The sequence below is a fragment of the Bacillus sp. 105MF genome, assembly GCF_000374885.1.
Classification (GTDB): Bacteria; Bacillota; Bacilli; order Bacillales; family Bacillaceae_G; genus Bacillus_A; species Bacillus_A pseudomycoides.
In genome coordinates this window covers 1-20,110 of the sequence record NZ_KB895606.1, presented here as the reverse complement: position 1 = coordinate 20,110, position 20,110 = coordinate 1, and the positions used below count along the sequence as shown (strand labels likewise).

At 38.3% G+C, this 20,110-nt stretch carries 24 protein-coding genes; all 24 read left to right on the top strand.

The features are described 5' to 3' along the window. Nucleotides 1-433 precede the first annotated feature (433 nt). Nucleotides 434-1,018: a hypothetical protein gene (locus tag C564_RS0128215; protein ID WP_018767724.1), complete on the top strand. Its 585-nt coding sequence runs from the start codon at nt 434-436 to the stop codon at nt 1,016-1,018. An 89-nt stretch (nt 1,019-1,107) separates the two neighbouring features. Then, nucleotides 1,108-1,455: a hypothetical protein gene (locus C564_RS0128210; protein ID WP_018767723.1), complete on the top strand. Its 348-nt coding sequence runs from the start codon at nt 1,108-1,110 to the stop codon at nt 1,453-1,455. A gap of 156 nt (nt 1,456-1,611) precedes the next feature. Beyond that, nucleotides 1,612-1,755 carry a hypothetical protein gene (locus tag C564_RS37075; protein ID WP_018767722.1) on the top strand — a complete coding sequence of 48 codons (144 nt, stop codon included), beginning with the start codon at nt 1,612-1,614 and terminating at the stop codon, nt 1,753-1,755. A 268-nt stretch (nt 1,756-2,023) separates the two neighbouring features. Beyond that, nucleotides 2,024-2,203: a hypothetical protein gene (locus C564_RS0128200; RefSeq protein ID WP_018767721.1), complete on the top strand. Its 180-nt coding sequence runs from the start codon at nt 2,024-2,026 to the stop codon at nt 2,201-2,203. Between the two features lie 44 nt (nt 2,204-2,247). Next, on the top strand, nt 2,248-2,463 hold the full coding sequence (locus C564_RS0128195; protein WP_018767720.1) for a hypothetical protein: 216 nt from the start codon (nt 2,248-2,250) through the stop codon (nt 2,461-2,463). A gap of 37 nt (nt 2,464-2,500) precedes the next feature. Then, nucleotides 2,501-3,343, top strand: coding sequence for a phage terminase small subunit (gene terS / locus C564_RS0128190; protein WP_018767719.1), 843 nt, complete (start codon nt 2,501-2,503; stop codon nt 3,341-3,343). Further along, a complete protein-coding gene (locus C564_RS0128185; protein WP_018767718.1) occupies nt 3,324-4,601 on the top strand; it encodes a PBSX family phage terminase large subunit in 1,278 nt (425 codons plus the stop codon). Before terS ends, C564_RS0128185 begins: the two co-directional genes overlap by 20 nt. 12 nt (nt 4,602-4,613) lie before the next feature. After that, the gene (locus C564_RS0128180) at nt 4,614-6,134 is read left to right on the top strand and encodes a phage portal protein (RefSeq protein ID WP_018767717.1); all 1,521 of its coding nucleotides are present in this window, start codon (nt 4,614-4,616) and stop codon (nt 6,132-6,134) included. After that, nucleotides 6,115-7,236 (top strand): phage minor capsid protein, encoded by a 1,122-nt coding sequence (locus tag C564_RS0128175; protein ID WP_018767716.1) that lies wholly within the window; start codon nt 6,115-6,117, stop codon nt 7,234-7,236. Before C564_RS0128180 ends, C564_RS0128175 begins: the two co-directional genes overlap by 20 nt. A gap of 14 nt (nt 7,237-7,250) precedes the next feature. Beyond that, on the top strand, nt 7,251-7,511 hold the full coding sequence (locus C564_RS0128170) for a DUF2829 domain-containing protein (RefSeq protein WP_003204058.1): 261 nt from the start codon (nt 7,251-7,253) through the stop codon (nt 7,509-7,511). Beyond that, nucleotides 7,511-7,777, top strand: a complete 267-nt coding sequence (locus tag C564_RS0128165; protein WP_018767715.1) for a Gp49 family protein — start codon at nt 7,511-7,513, stop codon at nt 7,775-7,777. Before C564_RS0128170 ends, C564_RS0128165 begins: the two co-directional genes overlap by 1 nt. 1 nt (nt 7,778) lies before the next feature. Then, nucleotides 7,779-8,408 (top strand): hypothetical protein, encoded by a 630-nt coding sequence (locus tag C564_RS0128160; protein WP_018767714.1) that lies wholly within the window; start codon nt 7,779-7,781, stop codon nt 8,406-8,408. Nucleotides 8,409-8,435: 27 nt separating this feature from the next. After that, nucleotides 8,436-9,335: a hypothetical protein gene (locus tag C564_RS0128155; protein WP_018767713.1), complete on the top strand. Its 900-nt coding sequence runs from the start codon at nt 8,436-8,438 to the stop codon at nt 9,333-9,335. A gap of 48 nt (nt 9,336-9,383) precedes the next feature. Further along, the gene (locus C564_RS0128150) at nt 9,384-9,662 is read left to right on the top strand and encodes a hypothetical protein (RefSeq protein WP_018767712.1); all 279 of its coding nucleotides are present in this window, start codon (nt 9,384-9,386) and stop codon (nt 9,660-9,662) included. Nucleotides 9,663-9,670: 8 nt separating this feature from the next. Then, nucleotides 9,671-10,072, top strand: coding sequence for a hypothetical protein (locus C564_RS0128145; RefSeq protein WP_018767711.1), 402 nt, complete (start codon nt 9,671-9,673; stop codon nt 10,070-10,072). Then, nucleotides 10,065-10,400 carry a putative minor capsid protein gene (locus C564_RS0128140; protein WP_018767710.1) on the top strand — a complete coding sequence of 112 codons (336 nt, stop codon included), beginning with the start codon at nt 10,065-10,067 and terminating at the stop codon, nt 10,398-10,400. The genes C564_RS0128145 and C564_RS0128140 overlap by 8 nt, the downstream gene beginning before the upstream one ends. After that, complete coding sequence (locus C564_RS0128135; protein WP_018767709.1) at nt 10,397-10,747, top strand: minor capsid protein; 351 nt, start codon at nt 10,397-10,399, stop codon at nt 10,745-10,747. The genes C564_RS0128140 and C564_RS0128135 overlap by 4 nt, the downstream gene beginning before the upstream one ends. A 10-nt stretch (nt 10,748-10,757) precedes the next feature. Next, on the top strand, nt 10,758-11,177 hold the full coding sequence (locus tag C564_RS0128130) for a phage tail terminator protein (RefSeq protein WP_018767708.1): 420 nt from the start codon (nt 10,758-10,760) through the stop codon (nt 11,175-11,177). 3 nt (nt 11,178-11,180) lie between these two features. Continuing rightward, complete coding sequence (locus C564_RS0128125; protein WP_018767707.1) at nt 11,181-11,612, top strand: phage tail tube protein; 432 nt, start codon at nt 11,181-11,183, stop codon at nt 11,610-11,612. Between the two features lie 180 nt (nt 11,613-11,792). Next, nucleotides 11,793-12,251 (top strand): hypothetical protein, encoded by a 459-nt coding sequence (locus C564_RS0128120; RefSeq protein ID WP_018767706.1) that lies wholly within the window; start codon nt 11,793-11,795, stop codon nt 12,249-12,251. Between the two features lie 10 nt (nt 12,252-12,261). Beyond that, a complete protein-coding gene (locus tag C564_RS0128115; RefSeq protein WP_018767705.1) occupies nt 12,262-12,984 on the top strand; it encodes a Gp15 family bacteriophage protein in 723 nt (240 codons plus the stop codon). A gap of 59 nt (nt 12,985-13,043) precedes the next feature. Next, a complete protein-coding gene (locus C564_RS0128110; protein WP_018767704.1) occupies nt 13,044-16,841 on the top strand; it encodes a carbamoyl-phosphate synthase in 3,798 nt (1,265 codons plus the stop codon). A 67-nt stretch (nt 16,842-16,908) separates the two neighbouring features. Next, on the top strand, nt 16,909-18,387 hold the full coding sequence (locus C564_RS0128105) for a distal tail protein Dit (protein WP_018767703.1): 1,479 nt from the start codon (nt 16,909-16,911) through the stop codon (nt 18,385-18,387). Then, a partial coding sequence (locus C564_RS0128100) for a phage tail spike protein (protein ID WP_018767702.1) occupies nt 18,387-20,110 on the top strand: 1,724 nt, incomplete at its 3' end. The genes C564_RS0128105 and C564_RS0128100, both read left to right, overlap by 1 nt.

The following is a 20,110-nucleotide window of genomic DNA, read 5'->3' as shown; positions in this document are numbered from 1 at the left end:
ACACTTTCTAGTGATTACTGCGAATCTTCACTAGGCAGAGAGCTTCCGCTCTTTGTTTGAGCAAACATGAGGCAGTTCCCCCTCTGTCACCTCCATATGTTTGTTCACGCAAGTAGCGAAACCCATATTCGTTACTGTGGTTATTGTAACCACGATATAAATTAAAGGATATAAAGAGCTTTCGCTCTTTTCTCGGTCACTGACACAAAGCGTGTAGCTTATATGATGATTGCGGTGATCGAGAAAAGAATGAGAGTAATCTTGTTCTTGAAGAGATACTTTTTGCCATTTGTTATCTCTCTTTCCCCTCTAGAGCTGTCACCTTTCGGTGATGGCTTTTTGTTTTGAATAAAGGTACTTTAATCATTGATAAATATCTTTTAAGATGTTAAAATATGAATAAGGTAACTTTAATCGTAAAGGGGATAGTAATATGAGGGATATTGCTAAGATGAAAAAGGGAGAATTAAAGGACTTACTAATTGAACAATTAATTACAATAAAAGATTTAATTCAATGGAGTGAAGATAATAAAGTACCAGGGTTATTCGGTTCTTTAATTATTGACTCCGGGTATGCACAAAATCGAAGTCTTATTGATCCTGATGATTATACTCATAAGATTATGAAAAAAGACAATTATTTATATGACATTCGAAACTTTCAAATATTAATAAGTAAACTTGGAGAATTGAAAGACGAATATGAAAGAGGTAACTTAATTCAATCAGAAAAAGCATCTACTATTGATGTAATAGAAAGTAACCTTAATCAAGCTAATATAGAAGATAACGAAAAAAGTAACTTAATTCAATCTAATAATGAAAATAGTAACCAAAATCAAAGTAAACGTGGTGGTAAACGAGTGGGTGCTGGGCGTAAAGGATTTGGTGAAACTAGAAAAGTATCATTAACATTAACTCCTGAAACATGGTCAATGATTGAAGAGTTATGTGAAAAAGGTAACCTTAAACAATCTAAAGTTTTGCGAGATATTATAGAACAAGGCATTAAGTAGCATCCATAACGGGTGCTTTTTTCTTTGTTATATAGAAATTACACATTAATGAACAAAAATAGAAACATAAAAAGAAAGGATGATTTATATTGCCTAAGTATAAAAAGAAACCAGTTGTTGTTGAAGCGTTTCATTTAACAGAGTTTGAGTTATCTACTTTATATAGAGATAACGAGGAGTTATGCCAAATCCAAGGAGAAGAAGAAAAAGGAACTTTTGCGAGTTATCCATTTGAATACGAAACAGCAAATGGGACTGTTGAAGCGGAAGTACGTTATTACAATGGAACTGAACCAGATAAAGCTTTTGCTGAAGTAGAAACAGCCGAAGGAACTATGAGAGCTAATATTGGTGATTACATCATTACTGGTGTTAATGGCGAGAAATACCCATGTAAAGCAGAGATATTCGAAAAGACATATGAGTTAGTCGAATAGGAAGTGATGTTTTTGCTTGGAGGCCTCATTGGATATATTTTAGGCACGTTTGTTACTTTACTGGTGATTTACTTCGGATATCGGATTGGTGAGATGAGTCGGTATTGAAGGAAATGGAGTAGTTGAAATCGATAAGGGATGATAAGGGGTGAAGGGATGAGCAAAGAAGAAATGATTCATTTCATCATTGAAGGCGGAAAAGAGTATGGAGAAGATTACAGTCTTAAAGGATTAGATAAAATGTCCGATGAAGAATTGAAGAAAGAAGTTGAATGGGTGGATTATCTGTTGGGTAAGTAATCCTAACAAAACAAACAACTCAACGAACTAAAAATAGAGATAGTCAACAAAATGCAGGGTGGTTTCACAATCCTTTCAAAACCAATGATTTGAATGTATACTTTTGTTACTGTTTTTTGTTAAAACAGCTAAAATGCTATAAATTCAATAAAATCAATGTTTTGAATGTAAACTAATGGGTAAAAGTTTACATTCGGATGAACAACTAAAATAATGAATTGTAAGTAGCGAATCCGCTGCTTTTTTATTTTATAAAGGGGGTAACAAAATGTTCACTGCTCATACATGGAGATATGGCCATAAATACGAAGAGAAATTTGATACGTATAAAGAAGCTCAAGGTTTTGCTACATCTGATACAGGCGAATTCTTTGTTGAGAAGATTACGGATGAAGAGGGTAATGAAGTTGTCGATTATAAGAAGAATGTATTTGGATATAGAAAGTAAGTTTTTATTTTATAAAGGAATTACCATAAGGAGGAGTTAGAGAAATGAAACTAAGTAAACAAGAACAAACAGTTATTATCGGTCAGTTAATAAATAATGTTATTGGTATGGATTTAGTAAAACAACACATTGATCCACAGAAATTAGAAAAGGCTATAGCTATGCATAATGAAATAAGTGATGATATGACGCCAAAGCAAACGAGAGAGGCGCTTATTAGTGTGTTAGACAAGACAATTGATGAATTTATAAAAGCTTAAACAAAAAACTAATAGAGTCTATCGTGAGGTGGTGGTCGTGGCTAAAGTAAGAAGCCCGAACAGAGATAAAGCATTTGAAATTTATAAAGAACATAATGGAGAAATTACAAATCGAAAGATTGCTGAGATTCTCCAGGAACAAGAAAAAACAATTTCCTCATGGAAATCTAGAGATAAATGGGTAGCAAAATTAAACGGTTCTGATTGTAGTACTACAATAGAAAATGAATGTAGTACTGCACAAAAGAAACGTAGTACTTCACAAAAGTTATCTGATGCATTGAAAGGAAATCAGAATGCCGTTGGTAATAAAGGTGGAGCTCCGAAAGGAAACTCAAACGCTGTTGGATTTGGTGCTCCCAAACAAAACGCTAATGCTGTAACGCATGGATTGTTCAGAAAGATAATTCCTAACGATGATCAACACGCAATGGAATTACTTGATGAAATACAAAATCATACAGAATTAGATATGTTGTTTAACTCCATTCAGCTGCAATACTTCAATATCCTCAATTCACAGCGCATTATGCATGTTCGTGATAAAGATGATATATCACGAGAGGTTATTAGTGAATCGGAATCTGGTGAATCTTACACTGTTCAATTCGCATGGGATAAGCAAGCTAATTTACTAACTGCATACGCAAGGGCCATGACTACATTATCTTCTATGATAGAACGCTTTGATAAGTTAGCTAATGTAGATGATGAGCGAAGATTGAAGTTAGTTCAAATGAAGACTAATATCGAGAAAACACAAGCAGATACTGACTTCGCACAAGAACGCGCAGCGAAACTCAAAGGTCAAAAGAAAGATACTTCACTACTTGATGCATTAATAGAGGGGCGTAAACAATATGAGCAAAACAGCGATTAAGTTTTCCCCTAAGCAGTTGGAAGTTATCTATAGGCCATATAATTACACCTTCGATGTATTAGAAGGAACACCTAGATCGGGTAAGACAACAGCAGGGCATTTCCGCTATGCTGATTATTTGACGTGGACAAGGGATACCAACCATTTAATTACGGCATATAACCAGGAGCAAGCATATCGATTATTTATAGATGGCGATGGCACTGGATTACAGCATATATTCGGTGATTTAGCTGAGATTAAGCATGATGAACATGGCTCGCATCTTGCGATACACACTCCAAAGGATATTAAGAAGGTGTATTACAAGGGAGCAGGAAAAAGTAACAGCGTTGGTGCCGTAACGGGTATGTCGCTTGGTAGTGTTGTATTTTGTGAGATTAACCTTCTTAATATGGGAATGATTCAAGAGTGTTTCAGACGTACATTCGCTGCTCAAGATCGTTACCATTTAGCTGACTTGAACCCTCCTGCTCCTCATCATCCAGTTATTTCAGAGGTATTTGATGTCCAAAATACACGTTGGACTCACTGGACGATACAGGATAATCCGATTATTACTGAAGAACGTAAGAAAGAAATATACGATATCCTTTCAAAGAATCCTTATTTATTGGAACGAGATTGGTATGGTAAACGTGTTATGCCACAAGGTGTTATTTACTCCATGTTTAGCATGAAAGATAACATCATTCCTGCTGTTCGTGGTCAGAGATACGAAATGTACTTCACTGCTGATGGTGGACAATCTGATGCTACATCATGCAGTTGTAATATCGTTGTTAGGTATGAAGATAAGTTCAGACTGCTGCGTGTAGCTAATTACTATCACAGTGGTAAAGACACAGGGCAAGTTAAAGCAATGTCCACTTATGCAAAAGAAATTAAGAAGTTCATTGAATGGTGTATTGAGAAGTTTGAAATGCAATACACTGAAGTATTTGTCGATCCAGCATGTAAATCTTTAAGGGAAGAATTACACCTAATTGGTATTCAGACAAGCGGGGCAGACAACAACGCTCGTGATATAAAGGGTTCAAGTAAAGGGAAAGAAGTTGGTATCGAGAGACTTCAAAATGCCATTACTAACGAGCAATTTTTACTTGTTGAGTGTGATGAATACGACCATTATAACTTCTTAAAAGAAATCGGGATGTATGTCCGTTTAGATAATGGCGAACCGATAGATGCCTATAACCATGCGTTAGATGAGACGCGCTATAGTAATAATTACTTCTATAAACAATACGTAAAATAAGGCGGTGAGAGCTTGTTTGGGAACATCGTTGCAAAAGTAAGGGGGTGGCTATATAAATTGGGACTAATCAAAGGGATTAAGAAGATATCCGATAAAAAAGATATACCTGTTAATGAGGAATCTTACAAACAAATTGATATGTGGAAGGCGATATACAGCGGTCATTATGACGATTGGCATAACGTTAAGTACCATACGATTGAGGGGCAGAAGAGCAGGAAGATGGCATCGCTAAACATGGCGAAAGTCATATCGCAAGAAATGGCTGCTCTTATCTTTAATGAGAAGTGCTCAATTAACATATCAGATAAAACACTCTCAGATGATATTAAGAATGTCCTGGATGAAAATAACTTCATTAAAGAGTTTCAAAGGTATCTAGAGTACACATTCGCTTTAGGTGGAATGGTGATTAAGGTTTACTGGGATGAAGGAATCAAACTTTCATATGTCACAGCAGACTGCTTCATTCCTATCGCATGGGACAACAAACATATTACTGAAGGCGTGTTTGTAAATGAAATCTCTAAGGGTGACAAGAAGTTTACATTACTTGAATGGCACTTAGTCGAAGGTGAAGAGCATGTAATTAAAAACGAGTTATATGAGAGTAAGAATCAAGGCGATTTAGGTGTAAAAGTGTCCTTAACGACTCTATATCCTAAATTGGAAGAAGAAGTACGTATTAAGGACTTATCTAAACCGATGTTTGTTTACTTTAAACCGAATACAGCGAATAACTTAGACTTAAGTTCACCACTCGGAATTTCGCTATACGCTAACTCACTAGATACACTGAAATCACTTGATATTGCGTTTGATAGCTTCCAACGTGAATTCGTTTTAGGTAAGAAACGTATCATTGTTCCTACATCAGCGATAAAAACTGTTATAGATCCACAAACAGGTATGTCACATAGATATTTTGATTCGACTGACGAAGTATACGAAGCGATGAAGTTCGACGATGGTGATCAGAGTATAAAAGATATATCTGTAGAGTTGCGTGTAGAGGAACATACAGCTGCTATTAATGCACTATTAAACTATGTATCGATGCAGGTTGGCTTCTCTTCCGGAGCATTTAGCTTTGATGGACAAGGTGTTAAAACTGCAACAGAGGTTGTAAGTGAAAACTCTAAGACATTCAGAACAAAACAGTCTCACGAGACCGTTATAGAGGATGGTATTCGTGACTTAGTCGATATTATTATTGAAATCGCTGCTTTATATGATGAATTTGAAAGTATAGATGACTATGAAGTTACTGTTACATTTGATGATTCTATTGCAGAGGACCAAACCGCAGAAATTAATAAGCAAGTAACACTTGTTATGAATGGATTAACAACTAAGAAGTTAGCGATCATGAAGATACATGGTGTTTCTGAAGAGGAAGCTAAGAAAATCGTAGAAGAAATTCAAAACGAGAATAAGATGGTTATGCCTGAAGGAGTAGATTTCTTCGGTATGAACAATAAACAACAGAATACTAGTCCAGGAGATGAGGGTAATGGCACTACCTCCGGATAAGTTACAGCAACTCTCTATGTTTATAGTAGATATCTACATTGCAATTGAAGAAGAGTTGCTTTTAAACATGGCCAGATTGCTCAAATATGACATGGAACTGCTGTTAACTGCTGAGGATTTCACAGAGTATCAGCATTGGCGGATAGTTCAGTTGAATAAGCTTGGTAAGTTAAATCAGCAGCAGATGAATACAATTGCACGTTATAGCGGCAAAACGGCAGAGGAAGTACGAAAGATGCTAGAATCTGCTGGATTTACAGCAGTGGAACAACATGAATCGTTATATCAGAAAGCGGTACAAGCAGGAATCATAGCTTCTGCGCCAGCAATGTATACGAGTGCCGCGCTAATAGGCATCCTTAATACTTATGAAAAACAGGCATTAGAAATATTTAATCTTGTAAATACTACCATGCTCAAACAGTCTCAACAGGTTTATCTAGACATTTTAAATAAAACAGTAGGTAAAGTTCTTGGTGGTGTCATAACGGCGCAACAAGCATTAAGGCAGACTGTTTCTGAATGGGCGCAACGTGGAATCCCTGCTCTTATTGATAAGGCTGGAAAACGATGGTCGACAGAGGCTTATGTAAACATGGTCGCTAGGTCTACAAGTAATAATGTAGCGAATGAAATGCAGAGTGAGCGAGCTGAAGAATACGATGTCGATTTGATTGAAACTAGTTCGCATAATGGTGCGCGTCCCGGTTGCAGCCCTTATCAGGGTCGTATTTACTCCAGGAGTGGAAAAAGCACTAAATATCCGCCGTTCTCAAGTACATCGTATGGGGAACCAAGAGGAATCCTAGGGATCAATTGTCGGCACCTTACCTATCCTTTCATAGAAGGGTTATCAACAAAACGTTATGAGCCGTATGACGATACTGAGAACGACAGGGTATACAAAGAAAGTCAACAACAAAGACATCTAGAACGACAGATTAGGAAAGCCAAGAAGGAAGTGAAGGTTATGGAAGCGTTAGGTGATGCAGAAGGCGTGAAAGAAGCGAAGAATAAGGTTTCGCAACGTCAGCAAGTAATGCGAGAGTTTATAAAAGAAACGAAACGCAAGCGTCAATATAACCGAGAAAGTATTGTATAGGAGGAGAATTGAATATGAATTTCGGACAAGCGATTGAAGCAGTTAAGGAAGGAAATAAAATTGCACGTAAAGGTTGGAATGGTAAAGGTATGTTCGTTTATTATGTGCCAGCAGCATCATATCCACCAGCTACAGATATTATGAAAGAAGTTTTTGAGGGAGAGTATGTCCCATATCGTGAGTACCTTGCACTGAAAACGGCACAAAACGACGTCGCTACATGGGCGCCTAGCACTTCTGATGCATTAGCAGAAGATTGGGAGGTTGTTGAATAATGAAAAATAAGATTACTCAAGAAGATATTAATAGTATTTTAGAGAGAACTCATTGGACGATAGAAGAGTTTCATGACAAATGCACAGTAGTAGTTGCTAAATTACCAAACGGATTTATTCTAACTGAATCGAGTGCATGTGTAGATCCTGCTAATTATGATGTGAAAATCGGTATTGAATGCTGTAAAGAGCGCATTGTAAATAAGGTTTGGGAATTGGAAGGATATCGTTTGCAATGTGAACTTACAAAGAAAGGAGCGCTTTAATATGTTAAAACCGTTTAGATTACGAGTAAAAGGGATGCAGTTCTTTTCAGAAGGAGGGGACAACCCACCAGCTGCACCGGAAGGAGGTGATCCAAGTGTAACGAATCCAGAAACCACACCGCCAGTGAATCAAGAACCACCTGCACAACCGCCAGTTGCTTTTACACAAGAGCAGATGGATGAAGCTAAACAAAAGCAGGAAGCAGCGTTCTTGAAGAAGTTAGGTGTAGAGAATTTAGATCAGTTAAAACAAACGGTTACTGATTGGAATGCTCATCAAGAATCGCAGAAAACAGAGCAAGAAAAAACAAATGAAAAGTTAACAACCTTTGAGACTCAATTGAAAGAAAAAGATGAGTCTCTTTTTAATTTGCAAGCAGAAAACGCTGCAATTAAGTCAGGTATTACAGAAGAGAAGAACTTAAATGCTGTCATTACACTAGCAAAAACAAAAGTTAGTGATGATGTTGATATCACAAAAGCTATTGAAATGGTAGTAGAAGAGTTCCCGCACTTTAAAGGTGTAGTGGAAGAACCACAAGGGACTCCAAAACCTACATTTACAACTGGCCAACATCAAAAGAAAACACTGACAGAAACAGAACAATGGGAATCTGCATTTAAGTTTTAATCAATATAAAATAGGAGTGATTTATTAATGGCAAAACCAAATTACGCACAGAATTACCAACAGGCATTACAACAAAAGTTTTCACAAGGACTATACTTCTTCGACTTATATAACACACCAAATAACCAAAATATTAAATGGATTAATGCGAAAACAATCCAAATCCCACGTATCACTGTTGGGGGATATACAGATGTTGATCGTGATGTTGTAGGCAACTTTACGCGCCGAGCAGATAATGATTGGGAAACAAAAACGCTTGCTCATGACCGTGAATTTAGAACTCTAGTAGATCCGAAAGATATCAATGAAACAAATATGGCTTTATCTATCGCGAATATTACGCGTGTATTCAATGATGAGCAGAAGATTCCTGAAATGGATAAATACATGGCATCAAAACTATACTCTGAATTCACTACTAATGGTAAAACAGCAAACACAACTGCATTAACAGTAGATAATGTATTAAGTATGTTTGATGATTTCATGATGGAAATGGATGATGCAGAGGTTCCACAAGATGGCCGTATTTTATACGTAACCCCTCAAGTTAACAAGTTATTGAAACAAGCAAAAGAAATTCAACGTATGTTAGTTCTTAACTCTAATAACGGGACGGCAAACCGTAACGTCTATTCTCTTGATGACGTAAAAATTAAACCAGTTCCTTCAACACGCATGAAGACTGCTTATAACTTTACAAACGGAGCGGTACCAGATGCTGCGGCCAAACAAATTAACATGATCTTAGTTCATCCATTATCACTAATTACACCACAAGAATATGATTTCGTTAGCTTGGATGAACCAAGTGCAACAACAGGTGGTAAATTCTTGTACTACGAACGTAAATACTGGGATGTGTTCGCAATTCAGAAAAAAGTAGAAGGTATCAAATTCAATATTGTGGGCGCAGGAGCTTAAGAGAGAACATAATGTTCTCTCTTTTCTTATTTTGAAAGGAGAATGTAAATGAGTAATGTTGTAAAAGTAAAACGACTAAATAAAACACTGAATATTGATGAGGGACGCTTAGATAGTTACCTGTTAGATGGTTATGACCAAATCGATGAAGAGGGCACAATTATCACTCGTGCTACAGGTGGACGCAATGTTTCATTGGCTGAATACAATGGCGTCTTAACTGAAAAGGATGCATTAATGGTCGAAAACGAAAAGCTAAAATCCGAAAATAGCAAACTAAAAGCTGAAAACTCTAAGCTGAAGAAGAGTGACCCAGCAGATAAGTAGGTGATCACATGGCATATATAGATGCTGACTACTATAACAACGAGTATAAGGGTACTCCTGTAGCAGATGGATGGCTATTAGGACGTCTTATTGCACGTGCTAGTGATCAAATTGACCATATCATTAATTACAAGTTAGAAGGAGTTGACTTTGATAAGTTGGCTCCTTTTATTAAGAAGCAGGTTCAGAAAGCAACTGCTGCCCAAGTTGAATTCTTAGCAATCAATGGAGAGACTTCCGCAACTGTAAGTGAAGGTGGCGGCGGCTTCTCTGTTGGCGCTTATTCTGAGAATGGAATGAGTGCAGGAGCAGCTGAAGCGCCATCTTACTATGATCGCTATGCGATTACTGTGGTTGATTACCTTAAACCTACAGGCTTACTTTATACGGGCGTGTGTGTGCATGGCTAAACCGATTCGTTTGTCATTGTTAATCCATACAGTCGAGTATTTGGAGTATAAGGGTGAAGACGATACATGGGGCGGAAGTGATAACTACGCACCTGCTGTAACAATTGAAAGGGTTCGAATTGAACCTAAAAAAGCAGTTGTACTGAATGGTAATGGTGACAGTATTGTAATGCAAACACTATTGTTTCATGATGCAGTACATTCGACACCTGTTACTTTCAAAGAGAAATCAAAAGTCATATTTAACGGCAAAGAAATGACCGTTAGCAAAGTCAGTGACTTTTATGATAGAAGCAATCTTCATCATGTGGAGGTACTGCTAGTATGATTCGTTTGAATATCCGAATTGATACACCTAATATCGAGGGGAAAGTAATGGAAGCTACTCAGAAAGCGCAATTTGCACTAGATCAGCAGGTGCTTAAAGACAGTAATTTCTACATTCCAAAAGATACAGGTGAATTAGAACGCTCTTCTATTCGATTTAGTAGACCGGGAGAAGGTCATATAGAGTGGAATACACCTTACGCGCGGAAAATTTATTACGGAGTTAACTTTAATTTTTCGAAAGATATCAATCCTAATGCGCGAGCGCTTTTCTTTGAAGAGGCAAAAGCTAGGAATGTAACGGATTGGGTAAGAATTGTAGAAAACGATATTAAGCGAAACTTATAGGAGGACAAACATGATATGGCTAATTGAATCGGTCAAGAAACATTTAACCACTACTTTGCAGCCGGGTATCCTATTTGCTCCTATAAAAGCCGATTTATTGGATATAGGAGTAAATGATACACCGCGAAAAAGTATTGCTATTAGAATGACACCATCTGCACCAGGAGAACAATATTTCGAAGGCGAGATTATAAACAAGCAGTTTCAAGTGCTTGCTAAAAGTAATAACCAATTAGAGGTTAATAATACAACAGAAGCAATTACAAGAGAACTAAATAACGTTCACAGGCGTGTTTTTTACGCTATTGATGGCTCCTATACACTAAGGCGATTAAATGTGTATGTGGAGCCTAATTTCGTTGAGAAGACAGCAGTAAACGAGTATATATACACCGCACTTTTTTCTGCGGAATTAGAAATAGGAGGTTAAAAAATGGCATATCTATTGAACCATCTTTATAAATTTGAGATCAATACAGGAACGAAGGCTACTCCCAAATGGTCTGTTATCGCTAAAGGGATTACTTCCGTAGATCCAGACAATAACGAGGAAGTAGAAGAAGATTACTATTACGATGGAGGCGGAGCTTCTGAGCGTTCTGTAGTAGGTTTTATGATGTCTTATGGCTTTGAAGGTCATCGATCTTATGGTGATGAAGCTCAAGATTTCATCTTTAAGAAAATCAACCAAATTGGTGACGCTCGTAAGACTGAATTCCGTGTGACTGAGCCTAGTGGAGATAAATGGGAAGGTCCTGCGACTATCTCAGAGATTAAAGCTCCAGGTGGAGACGCAAACTCTAAAGGTGAAGTTGAGTTCAATATTGCCTTTGACGGAGCTCCAGAGTTAACAGAGAAGGTTTAATCTTCTGAATTTCCCTTTCCGTTCATGCTATCAATTACATTGAGAGGGATCTTCGGTTCCCTCCTCAGTGATAGCTTTTTTAGAGTGATAAAAATAGTGAAAAATATGTTTTTAACTTATTCGAATAAATTAAAAATTGTCTCGACGGAGGCAAATACAAAAAACAAGGAGATAACCATAATGACAAATCAATTAGCTAAGCCAGAAGAAGTATATGAAGGTGTTTCAAAAATAGTAGAAAACAAGTTTCAATTTAACTTCGAGAAAACTTATAGAGAGATTGACGTAGCAGGGAAGCTTTACAAGGTGAGCTTTGATGATGAGTCAATGTTAAAGTATCAAGAGGGATTTTTATCTTATGAGAAGAAAGCTAAGGATCTACAAAATGAAGCAATTGATTTCCGTGAAGCTTCTCCAGAGGTTCTACGCGCTATGAACTTACAGCAACGTGAGCTTATGAGTGAAGCTATCGAACTATTCTTAGGAGAAGATACATTCGAGGAGTTGTATGAGAAAGCAGGACGCTCTCTTATGAATTTAGTTAGCTTAATCGACTACTTAACATCATTAGTGGAGTCAGAACTACGTGCTAAAGCTGGAAGTAACTTAGATGCATACTTAACAAACGTTAAGAAGTAGGTGATCACTTATGGGACCGAGATTCTCACTCACAGAGCGTAACGTAGATGTAATAACCTGGGGAGGCGTGGCTATTGAGCTAAACCTCTCCTATGATAATATCCTCGTTATGCTAAAGCTATTCGATGATAAAACGGTGCCTGATAAGAGTAAACCTCTAATAGCCCTCAATATGCTTGTAGTAGAACGTTCCTTACTAGCTCAGCTCAACGGGGAACAACTTAATAAACTTCTCATTGATATCTTTAAAGCAAAGCTCAATATAGACCTTGATAAGAAAGAACGAGTCAATGAGATGACCAATAAGGATAACTCCACAGACGGAGCAGAAGAGGACGAGACATTCCAAGAGGTTCCTATAGTTGATTTTACTATAGATGCTGAACGGATATACTCGTCCTTTTTGTATGATTACAAGCTAGATCTCATTGAGCAGCAGGGAAAGCTCCTCTGGAATCAGTTTTTAGCATTGTTTAACAACTTATCAGAAGAGACTACTATGAAGACCGCTATTAAGTACCGCACTTGTGAAGTCCCTAAGAAGACTAAAGAAAATGCGGACCAGGTGAAGGATATCAAGAAGAAAAAAGCCTTTTATGAGCTGCCGCAAGCTAAAGAAATGAGGGAGGCTAGAGAGTTGAAAGCTTACGAGGAACGTATGAGACGTTACAAAGAAGCACGCAAGCAACTAGCTCAAGAAAATAAGGTTGTTAAACCTACAACAGATGATTAAGACCTCATAGCAGGGCTCCTGGAGATTCTTTAAATTAGACAAAAGGAGCGTGAATATATATGGCCGACGGAAGTGTAAAGATAGATGCCCGAATAGACAATTCTAATATACGTAGCGACGTAGAGAGAATAAATAGAGAGCTTGGACGTATGGGTTCGAATATGAGCTCTGTAGCTCGTACAATTCGAGATGCTTTTAATTCAGAGATAAACAATCTCGGAGGGAATATAAGCTCAAATGTAAATGATATAAATGACCAACTAAGTAATATAGGTAGCAATGTAGGCTCTAACGTAGCAGATGTGAATGCTCAACTCAGAGAAATCGGGGCAGACATGACCACAATAGGACAAGTCGCTCGTAGGTTATTTGATGATGGGTTTAACCCTCTTGATAGCGATGTACGGGGAGAGGTTACACAAGTAAATGAGGAGCTTATCCGTATTGGAGCAAACATACAGTCTATTGTGTCCCAGCTCAATAGTGAGTACCAGGCAGAGATAGACAGACTCAGCAGTATTACACGTACAGAAGTTACAGAAATCAACAATGAGATTAATCGTATCGGGTCCAATATGGGAAACAACTCTAGAGAGATTACTCAGTCATTTGGGTCAGACTTTGCTCGTATGAATAGCGATATTACAAGAGGATATACTCAAGTATCTGACGCTCATATGGCAATGATGAATGAAATGAAAGCTTATCAGCATCAAATGAAGGCTGGTATGTCTGGAGCTCGTGAGGCTCAAATAGAGGCGCAATACGGATACTTCCAATTGATGCAGTCAGCAGGATCTTATACAGGCTCTGTAGATGATATGATAGCTAGAATCAATGAGTTAGGTAAAGCTCAGAAGGCGGCAAACGATCAAGCTATAAACTCTAATAGGATGGCCCTAATGAGTATCTATCAGACTATAGGGACCCTCAACAATGCAAGCTCTACAGCTTCACGCTTTCAGAATAACCTTACTACAATGAATAACCCCCTGTATAACACTAGTAGGTTAGCACTGACAGCAGTAGACTCTCTAGATAGATTGGCACGCTCTGGCAGTCCTCAGCAGTTAGCTCTAGAGTTCCTTGGAGCAAATGCATCCGTAAAGCAATACAACGACTTCATTCGAGATTTGGGGACTCAAATGATGGCTATGCCTATAATCTTCGGTGTGGCCGCTGCTGCTGCAACTAAGTTCTATGGAGCTCTTCACGGGAGAGCTATGGAAGAGAATACAAAGTACGCTGAAGCTTTCAATAACATGTTAGAAAAGTTAGCTAAAGCATTTGAGCCGATGGTCCAAGCGTTCGCTTCTGTTATGACTCCTATATATAACTTTATTGCTAAACTAGCTGAGATGGTGATCCAATTTAATGAGGCTCATCCTGTATTAGCTAAGTTTATACAAGGGATGATGATGCTTGTTCCTGCTTTGATGGTAATCCTAACACCTTTAGCTCTAGGGATAGGATACTTTAAAGGGTTAAGAGCTATCTTGTTTGCTATTAAACCTGTTATTATGCCAATCATTACAGGGTTCTCTATGATGTCTGCTCCTGCATGGATATTAGCTGCAGCAATAGCCGGATTAGTAGTAGGGTTTACTCACTTGTGGAAAACTAGTGAAACATTTAGAAATGGAGTTTTAGGAGTAATTGCAGTCATTAAGCAATGGACCGCCTCTTTGATGGACCTTGGAGGAAAAGCCTTAGTAGCTACACTTGCAGGCTTGAAACAGTTTGGAGCATTAGCTATGGAGCTAGGGAAATATCTTGGCTATGTACTTCTTACAGGTGACAGCTTCAAAGATGTAATATCTAATTTGCCTGCTCCTATCCAGGGAATAGCAACTGCATTAGCTCCTGCGATGATAGCTATCAATAACTTTGGACAAGCTGTATTTGCTCTAGGGAAGTATCTTAGCTATGTACTCATAACAGGAGATAGCTTTGCAGATGTAATATCTAACTTACCTGCTCCTATACAAGGGATAGCGACTGCCCTAGCTCCTGCTATGGTGGCTCTTAATAGCTTTGGACAAACTATAGCAAACTTAGGTAAGTATATATGGAGTGTCATTGCAGTAGGAGACGTTATGAATGACTGGATAACTCACTTGCCTGTAGGCTTCCAGAATGCGGCTCTGCTTATGGGAAATGCAGTAATGGCTATCCGTACTACTGTTACCTCTATGGTGGAAGCAATAAGGTTCGCTCTAGGTGGAGATACTTCACAACTAGGACAAATCTTTATGAATATTATCCCATCTCTAATAGCTATGCTTGTGGGAGGTCTCCCAGGACTTTTAATCACTGCAGCTCGTTTTTTGCCTACGATAGTGCAAGGGATAAACTCAATGTTTCCAATGTTACTAACTACAATTACTACAGTAATAGATACTATGGTTAATTTGATAGTATTGTATCTCCCTAAGTTCATCGAGCAAGGAGTTGCGATACTTACAAAGGTTATTGAGGGGCTTGTTCAAGTTCTCCCTACTGTAGTAACTACTTTGATTAATGTAGCTGTAACAATGATTAATACACTTGTGAATACTATAGGGACATTGCTTCCTATTATCTTAGACGCAGGTATTAAAATCTTAATGGCAATACTTGACGGAATCGTGAATAACCTTCCTAAGCTTATAGATGCTGCATTAAAGATAATGGATACTTTATTAAATGCTCTTATTACATTACTTCCTAAGATTATAGATGCAGGAATTAAAATCTTAATGGCACTCATCAATGGTATTGTTAAAATTCTCCCTAACTTAGTTGATACTGCAATTATGCTTGTTAGCAAGATAGTTGAAATGATTATGACTAACCTCCCTAAGATCCTTGACGCTGGTGTACAAATCTTAATGGCGATCGTAGACGGGATTATTAAAATGCTACCTAAAATCATTGAAGCCGCTATCAATATTGTGACTCAATTAGTAAAAATCTTAATAGAGAACCTTCCTCAGATTTTATCTGCAGGTGTAAAAATCCTATTAGAACTTATTAAAGGAATCATTAAGATATTACCTCAATTAGCAGGTGCCGCTCTGAAGATAATATGGGAAATCATTAAAACTATCATAACTAATCTTCCTCAGATATTAGCCGCTGGTGTAAAAATCGTATGGGAGCTCATCAAAGGGATAATTTCGTTGAGTAGTCAAGTAGCAATAACTGTTAAAGATAAAATCGTAGGTGCTATTAAGAACTGCTTCTCTGATGCAGGATCTATGCTACTAAGTGCAGGTAAAGACATAGTACGAGGATTAGCTGACGGGATTAGCGGAATGGCTTCAGATGCTATCAACGCTGCAAAGAAAATGGCCGGGAAGGTCAAAGATGCAGTAACAGGATTCTTTGATATACATTCTCCTTCAAGAGTAATGAAAGCCGTCGGTGGCTTCGTAACTGAAGGTTTAGCCGTGGGAATTACAGATATGACAAGCGATGCAGTAAAAGCAGCTACAAAAATGGCTGATGCAGTCCTGAGCGGCTTTGAAACTCTTTCTAATGACATTGAACTAGGTAACGTTGTAGGGAATGATAACTTCCAAGGAATGGACCTAGGAGTAACTCCAGACTTCAAGCTCCCTAAGATGGATGACGTTATTAAAGGTTCCGTTTCTATGGCTCCTACTGCTTATGAAAGAGTGACTGGACAGTCCAAAGAAGACAAGAATGCACGTCAAGAAAAGCAAGGACAAGCTAATGAAGAGAAGGCGCCTACTTATCTTGTTATGGACAAGAAAGTTGTTGGTGAGGTTATATCTGAGGACGTCGACAATGCTAACAAGCGTAGAACAAGTAGACAAGCTCAGTTTGCTCCTCAAGTGGTCCCTGCTTTCTAGATTGAACAACTTGTGAGCCTTCCTCTATGGAGGGCTCTTTTTAAATAAAGCAAAGGGAATTGATAACATGGCTAGTTTTAAATTTAACGGAACTAAGCGAGATTACTTATATATCATGATGGGTTTTAACCGTGTAGCATGGGCTCCTATTGAGCGTGATATCTTGACAGCTCCAGGAAGACCAGGCGGATACTACCTGCAGACTAACACGAAAGTGAGAGTTATTGAGATCCCTGTGACACTTAAGGCTAAAGATCAAGCGGACTTGCAGAAGAAGAAAGAAGACTTAGCAGACTGGCTCATACAAGATGAACCAAAGGAGCTCATTTTTGATGATGAGGCAGACAGAACCTATATGGCTATGCTTGACGGAGAGACGGACCTAGAGGAATTAATTTTCAGAGGTAAAGGTACTTTGCGTTTTGTATGTCCTATGCCTTATAAGCTTGGAGCTACACAGGTTAAAGACTTTGCTCTTGATACTACAGGGACTGACTTAAAAGTGGATATTGCTAACAAAGGGACTGTAGAGTCAAACCCTATTGTAGAGATAAATGTAATGGACAAAAGTCCGTTTATTGATGTCTGGAATGGCAATGAATATTTCCGTCTAGGTTATCCGACTGGACCAAAGACAAAGCTAGTTGCTCAAGAGTCTCGTGTGATATGGGACAAGATGGATGACCTTTCTAAGTGGTCTGCTCATACAGGATCTTTAGGCTCACTCTTTGAAGGTTCTGGAACTATGGAAATAGCAGGAAGTGGACATGGTTTCCGTCCTAGTACCTATGGACCTGTTAAGGAAAATACATGGTACGGTCCAATACTTAAGCAATCCCTTCCACCTGGAGGAGCTACAGACTTCAAAGTTGATATGAGACTTTCTTTTGACTCTTTAAGCTATAACAGAATGGGAACTATCATGCTCTTCTTATTAGATGCTAATGACAATATTGTTGCTCAATTAGGAATGAAGGACGAATACGACACTTCTTCAATCACAAAAGCTTATACAGTCATAAATGATGGACCTGAAGAGAAAACACTTATAGATGATACTGGAAGGACGCCTAGCTCATTCACAGACTTCAGAGGACATGTCATGCTAACACGAGAGGGGAACGTATGGACGGCTTATTCCGCTTTATACAAGAAAGGGACCTACCAGGACTATGAGACTATTATAGAAACCTGGAGAGATGTAAATAATTCTAATCCCGCTACTGCTTCAACGGTAACAAAAGTAGCCGTAGGGATATTTAGATACGGAGATTACAGCCCACTAGACGCAATCTTTATAGAAGACTTAAAAGTGTACAAGAAGTTTAGTGTACCTGTAGATGCTACTCCTTACATTGTAGATCCAGGGGACTCTATATTGATTGATACTGAAAGGGCTCTTGTAACGATAAATGGGAAGAACGCTATAAGCATTAAAGACCTATTCAGTGACTTTCCTGTCATAAAGAGAGGAACAAATGAGGTTATTGTACGTCCTAAGGCTATAGGTACCGCAAAGATAACATATAGGGAGAGATACAGATAATGAGAAAGCAAAGCGGAGATTTACACATAGTCGACTTTAAAACAAAACTAGTAATAGGAGTTATACGCGCTCATGAATATGTAGAGGACAAAAGACACTGGGAAATTAAAAACTCCGTAGATATGTTAGACTTCAAAATACTTGAGAGCTCTCCTTATGAGGCTCTCTTGCAGCAGCAAAATATCATCATAAAAGAAACACGTCCGGGTGTAATGACTCCTTATGTTATCACCGAGACAGAAAAAGACACTGCAGCTAAGACGGTTACAATATTTGCTAGTGGTGAATGGACTTTACTTGCAGGAGAAACATATTTTCCTCCTCAAAAGATCCCTTCAATGACTGCTCAGCAATATTTAGCTATGTCCTTAAACGGCTCAGATTGGTCTGTAGGGAATGTTGAGGTTACAGGAACTCGTAGCATGACTATTACAGAGTTTATTTCACCTTTACAGTTTAATAACATGATAGCTTCTGCCTTTGATGGTTATGAACTTCAGTACAGAGTTATTGTCCAGGGAGCATTCATTGTTAAGAGATATGTAGACCTGGTAGAAAAACGAGGCAGATTAACTGCAAAGGAAATCACTATAGGGAAAGACCTGCAGGGGATTGTCCGTAAAGAGAACTCTGAGGGAATCATTACTACACTTATAGGATATGTAAATGTCCAGGGATCAGACGGAGAGACAAAAGTAATCACTGTAGCAGATGCTAACAATGGGATTCCGTACGTAGTAGATGAGGAAGCCTTCCAACGTTGGAACATAAACGGGAAGCATCGCTTTGGATTCTATACTCCAGAGACTGACAATCAAAATATGACTCCAGAGCGCCTGCTCACATTGACAAAGGCAGCTCTTAAGAAACGTGTTAAGACAAACGTAGTCTATGAAGTAGATGCTATCCGATTATCTAAAATTGCAGGTCTGCTGCATGAGGCGATCAATGAAGGTGACACAGTATTCATCAAAGACAAGTCTATTAGTCCTCCTATCTACTTAGAGGCTAGAGCTATTGCTGCAGATGAGTCTTTTAAAGATCCAAGACAGGACAAATATTATTTTGGTAACTATAGAGAGATTCAAAATAATGATGACGCTGCCTACAGAGCTTATCAACGCATATTAGCTTCTCTTCAAGATAAAGTCCCTGCAGAGATGTTTAATCAATTACAGGAGAAAGTAAATAATCAGACTGATGCTATTACTGAAGCAGGAAAGAAAGCAGATGAGGCTCAAAAGGAATCACAAACTGCAAAGGACCTTGCTACGCAGGTACAGGATAACATGGATAAAATGCAAACGGCTATTATTGAGAGTCCTACTGCTCCTACAGAAGACTTAGAAGCAGGGAAAACTTTATGGTTAGATACTAGTGATCCCATTGCTAAGATATTAAAGCTTTGGGATGGTTCTGTTTGGGAGCCGCTTGTTCCCGATACTGTGGGGATTACTACTGAGATTACAAACATCAAAGGTGAACTAGGTACAAAAGTATCTGAGAAGCAAATGGAGGAGTACATTGGAGAGCTTGGAGCCGATAATCTTCTAATGAATACTCAGTTTGTAAAATATACATTAGATAGCTTTGGGAATATTTCCACATCGACTCCCTCTCTAGATAGATGGAACGCTGACAAAGACAGTACAGATAGAAAAATCACAGTAGATGAAACTCGCAGGTATGGAGCAAGTAGGTCTGTTAAGATTGAAACAACTCA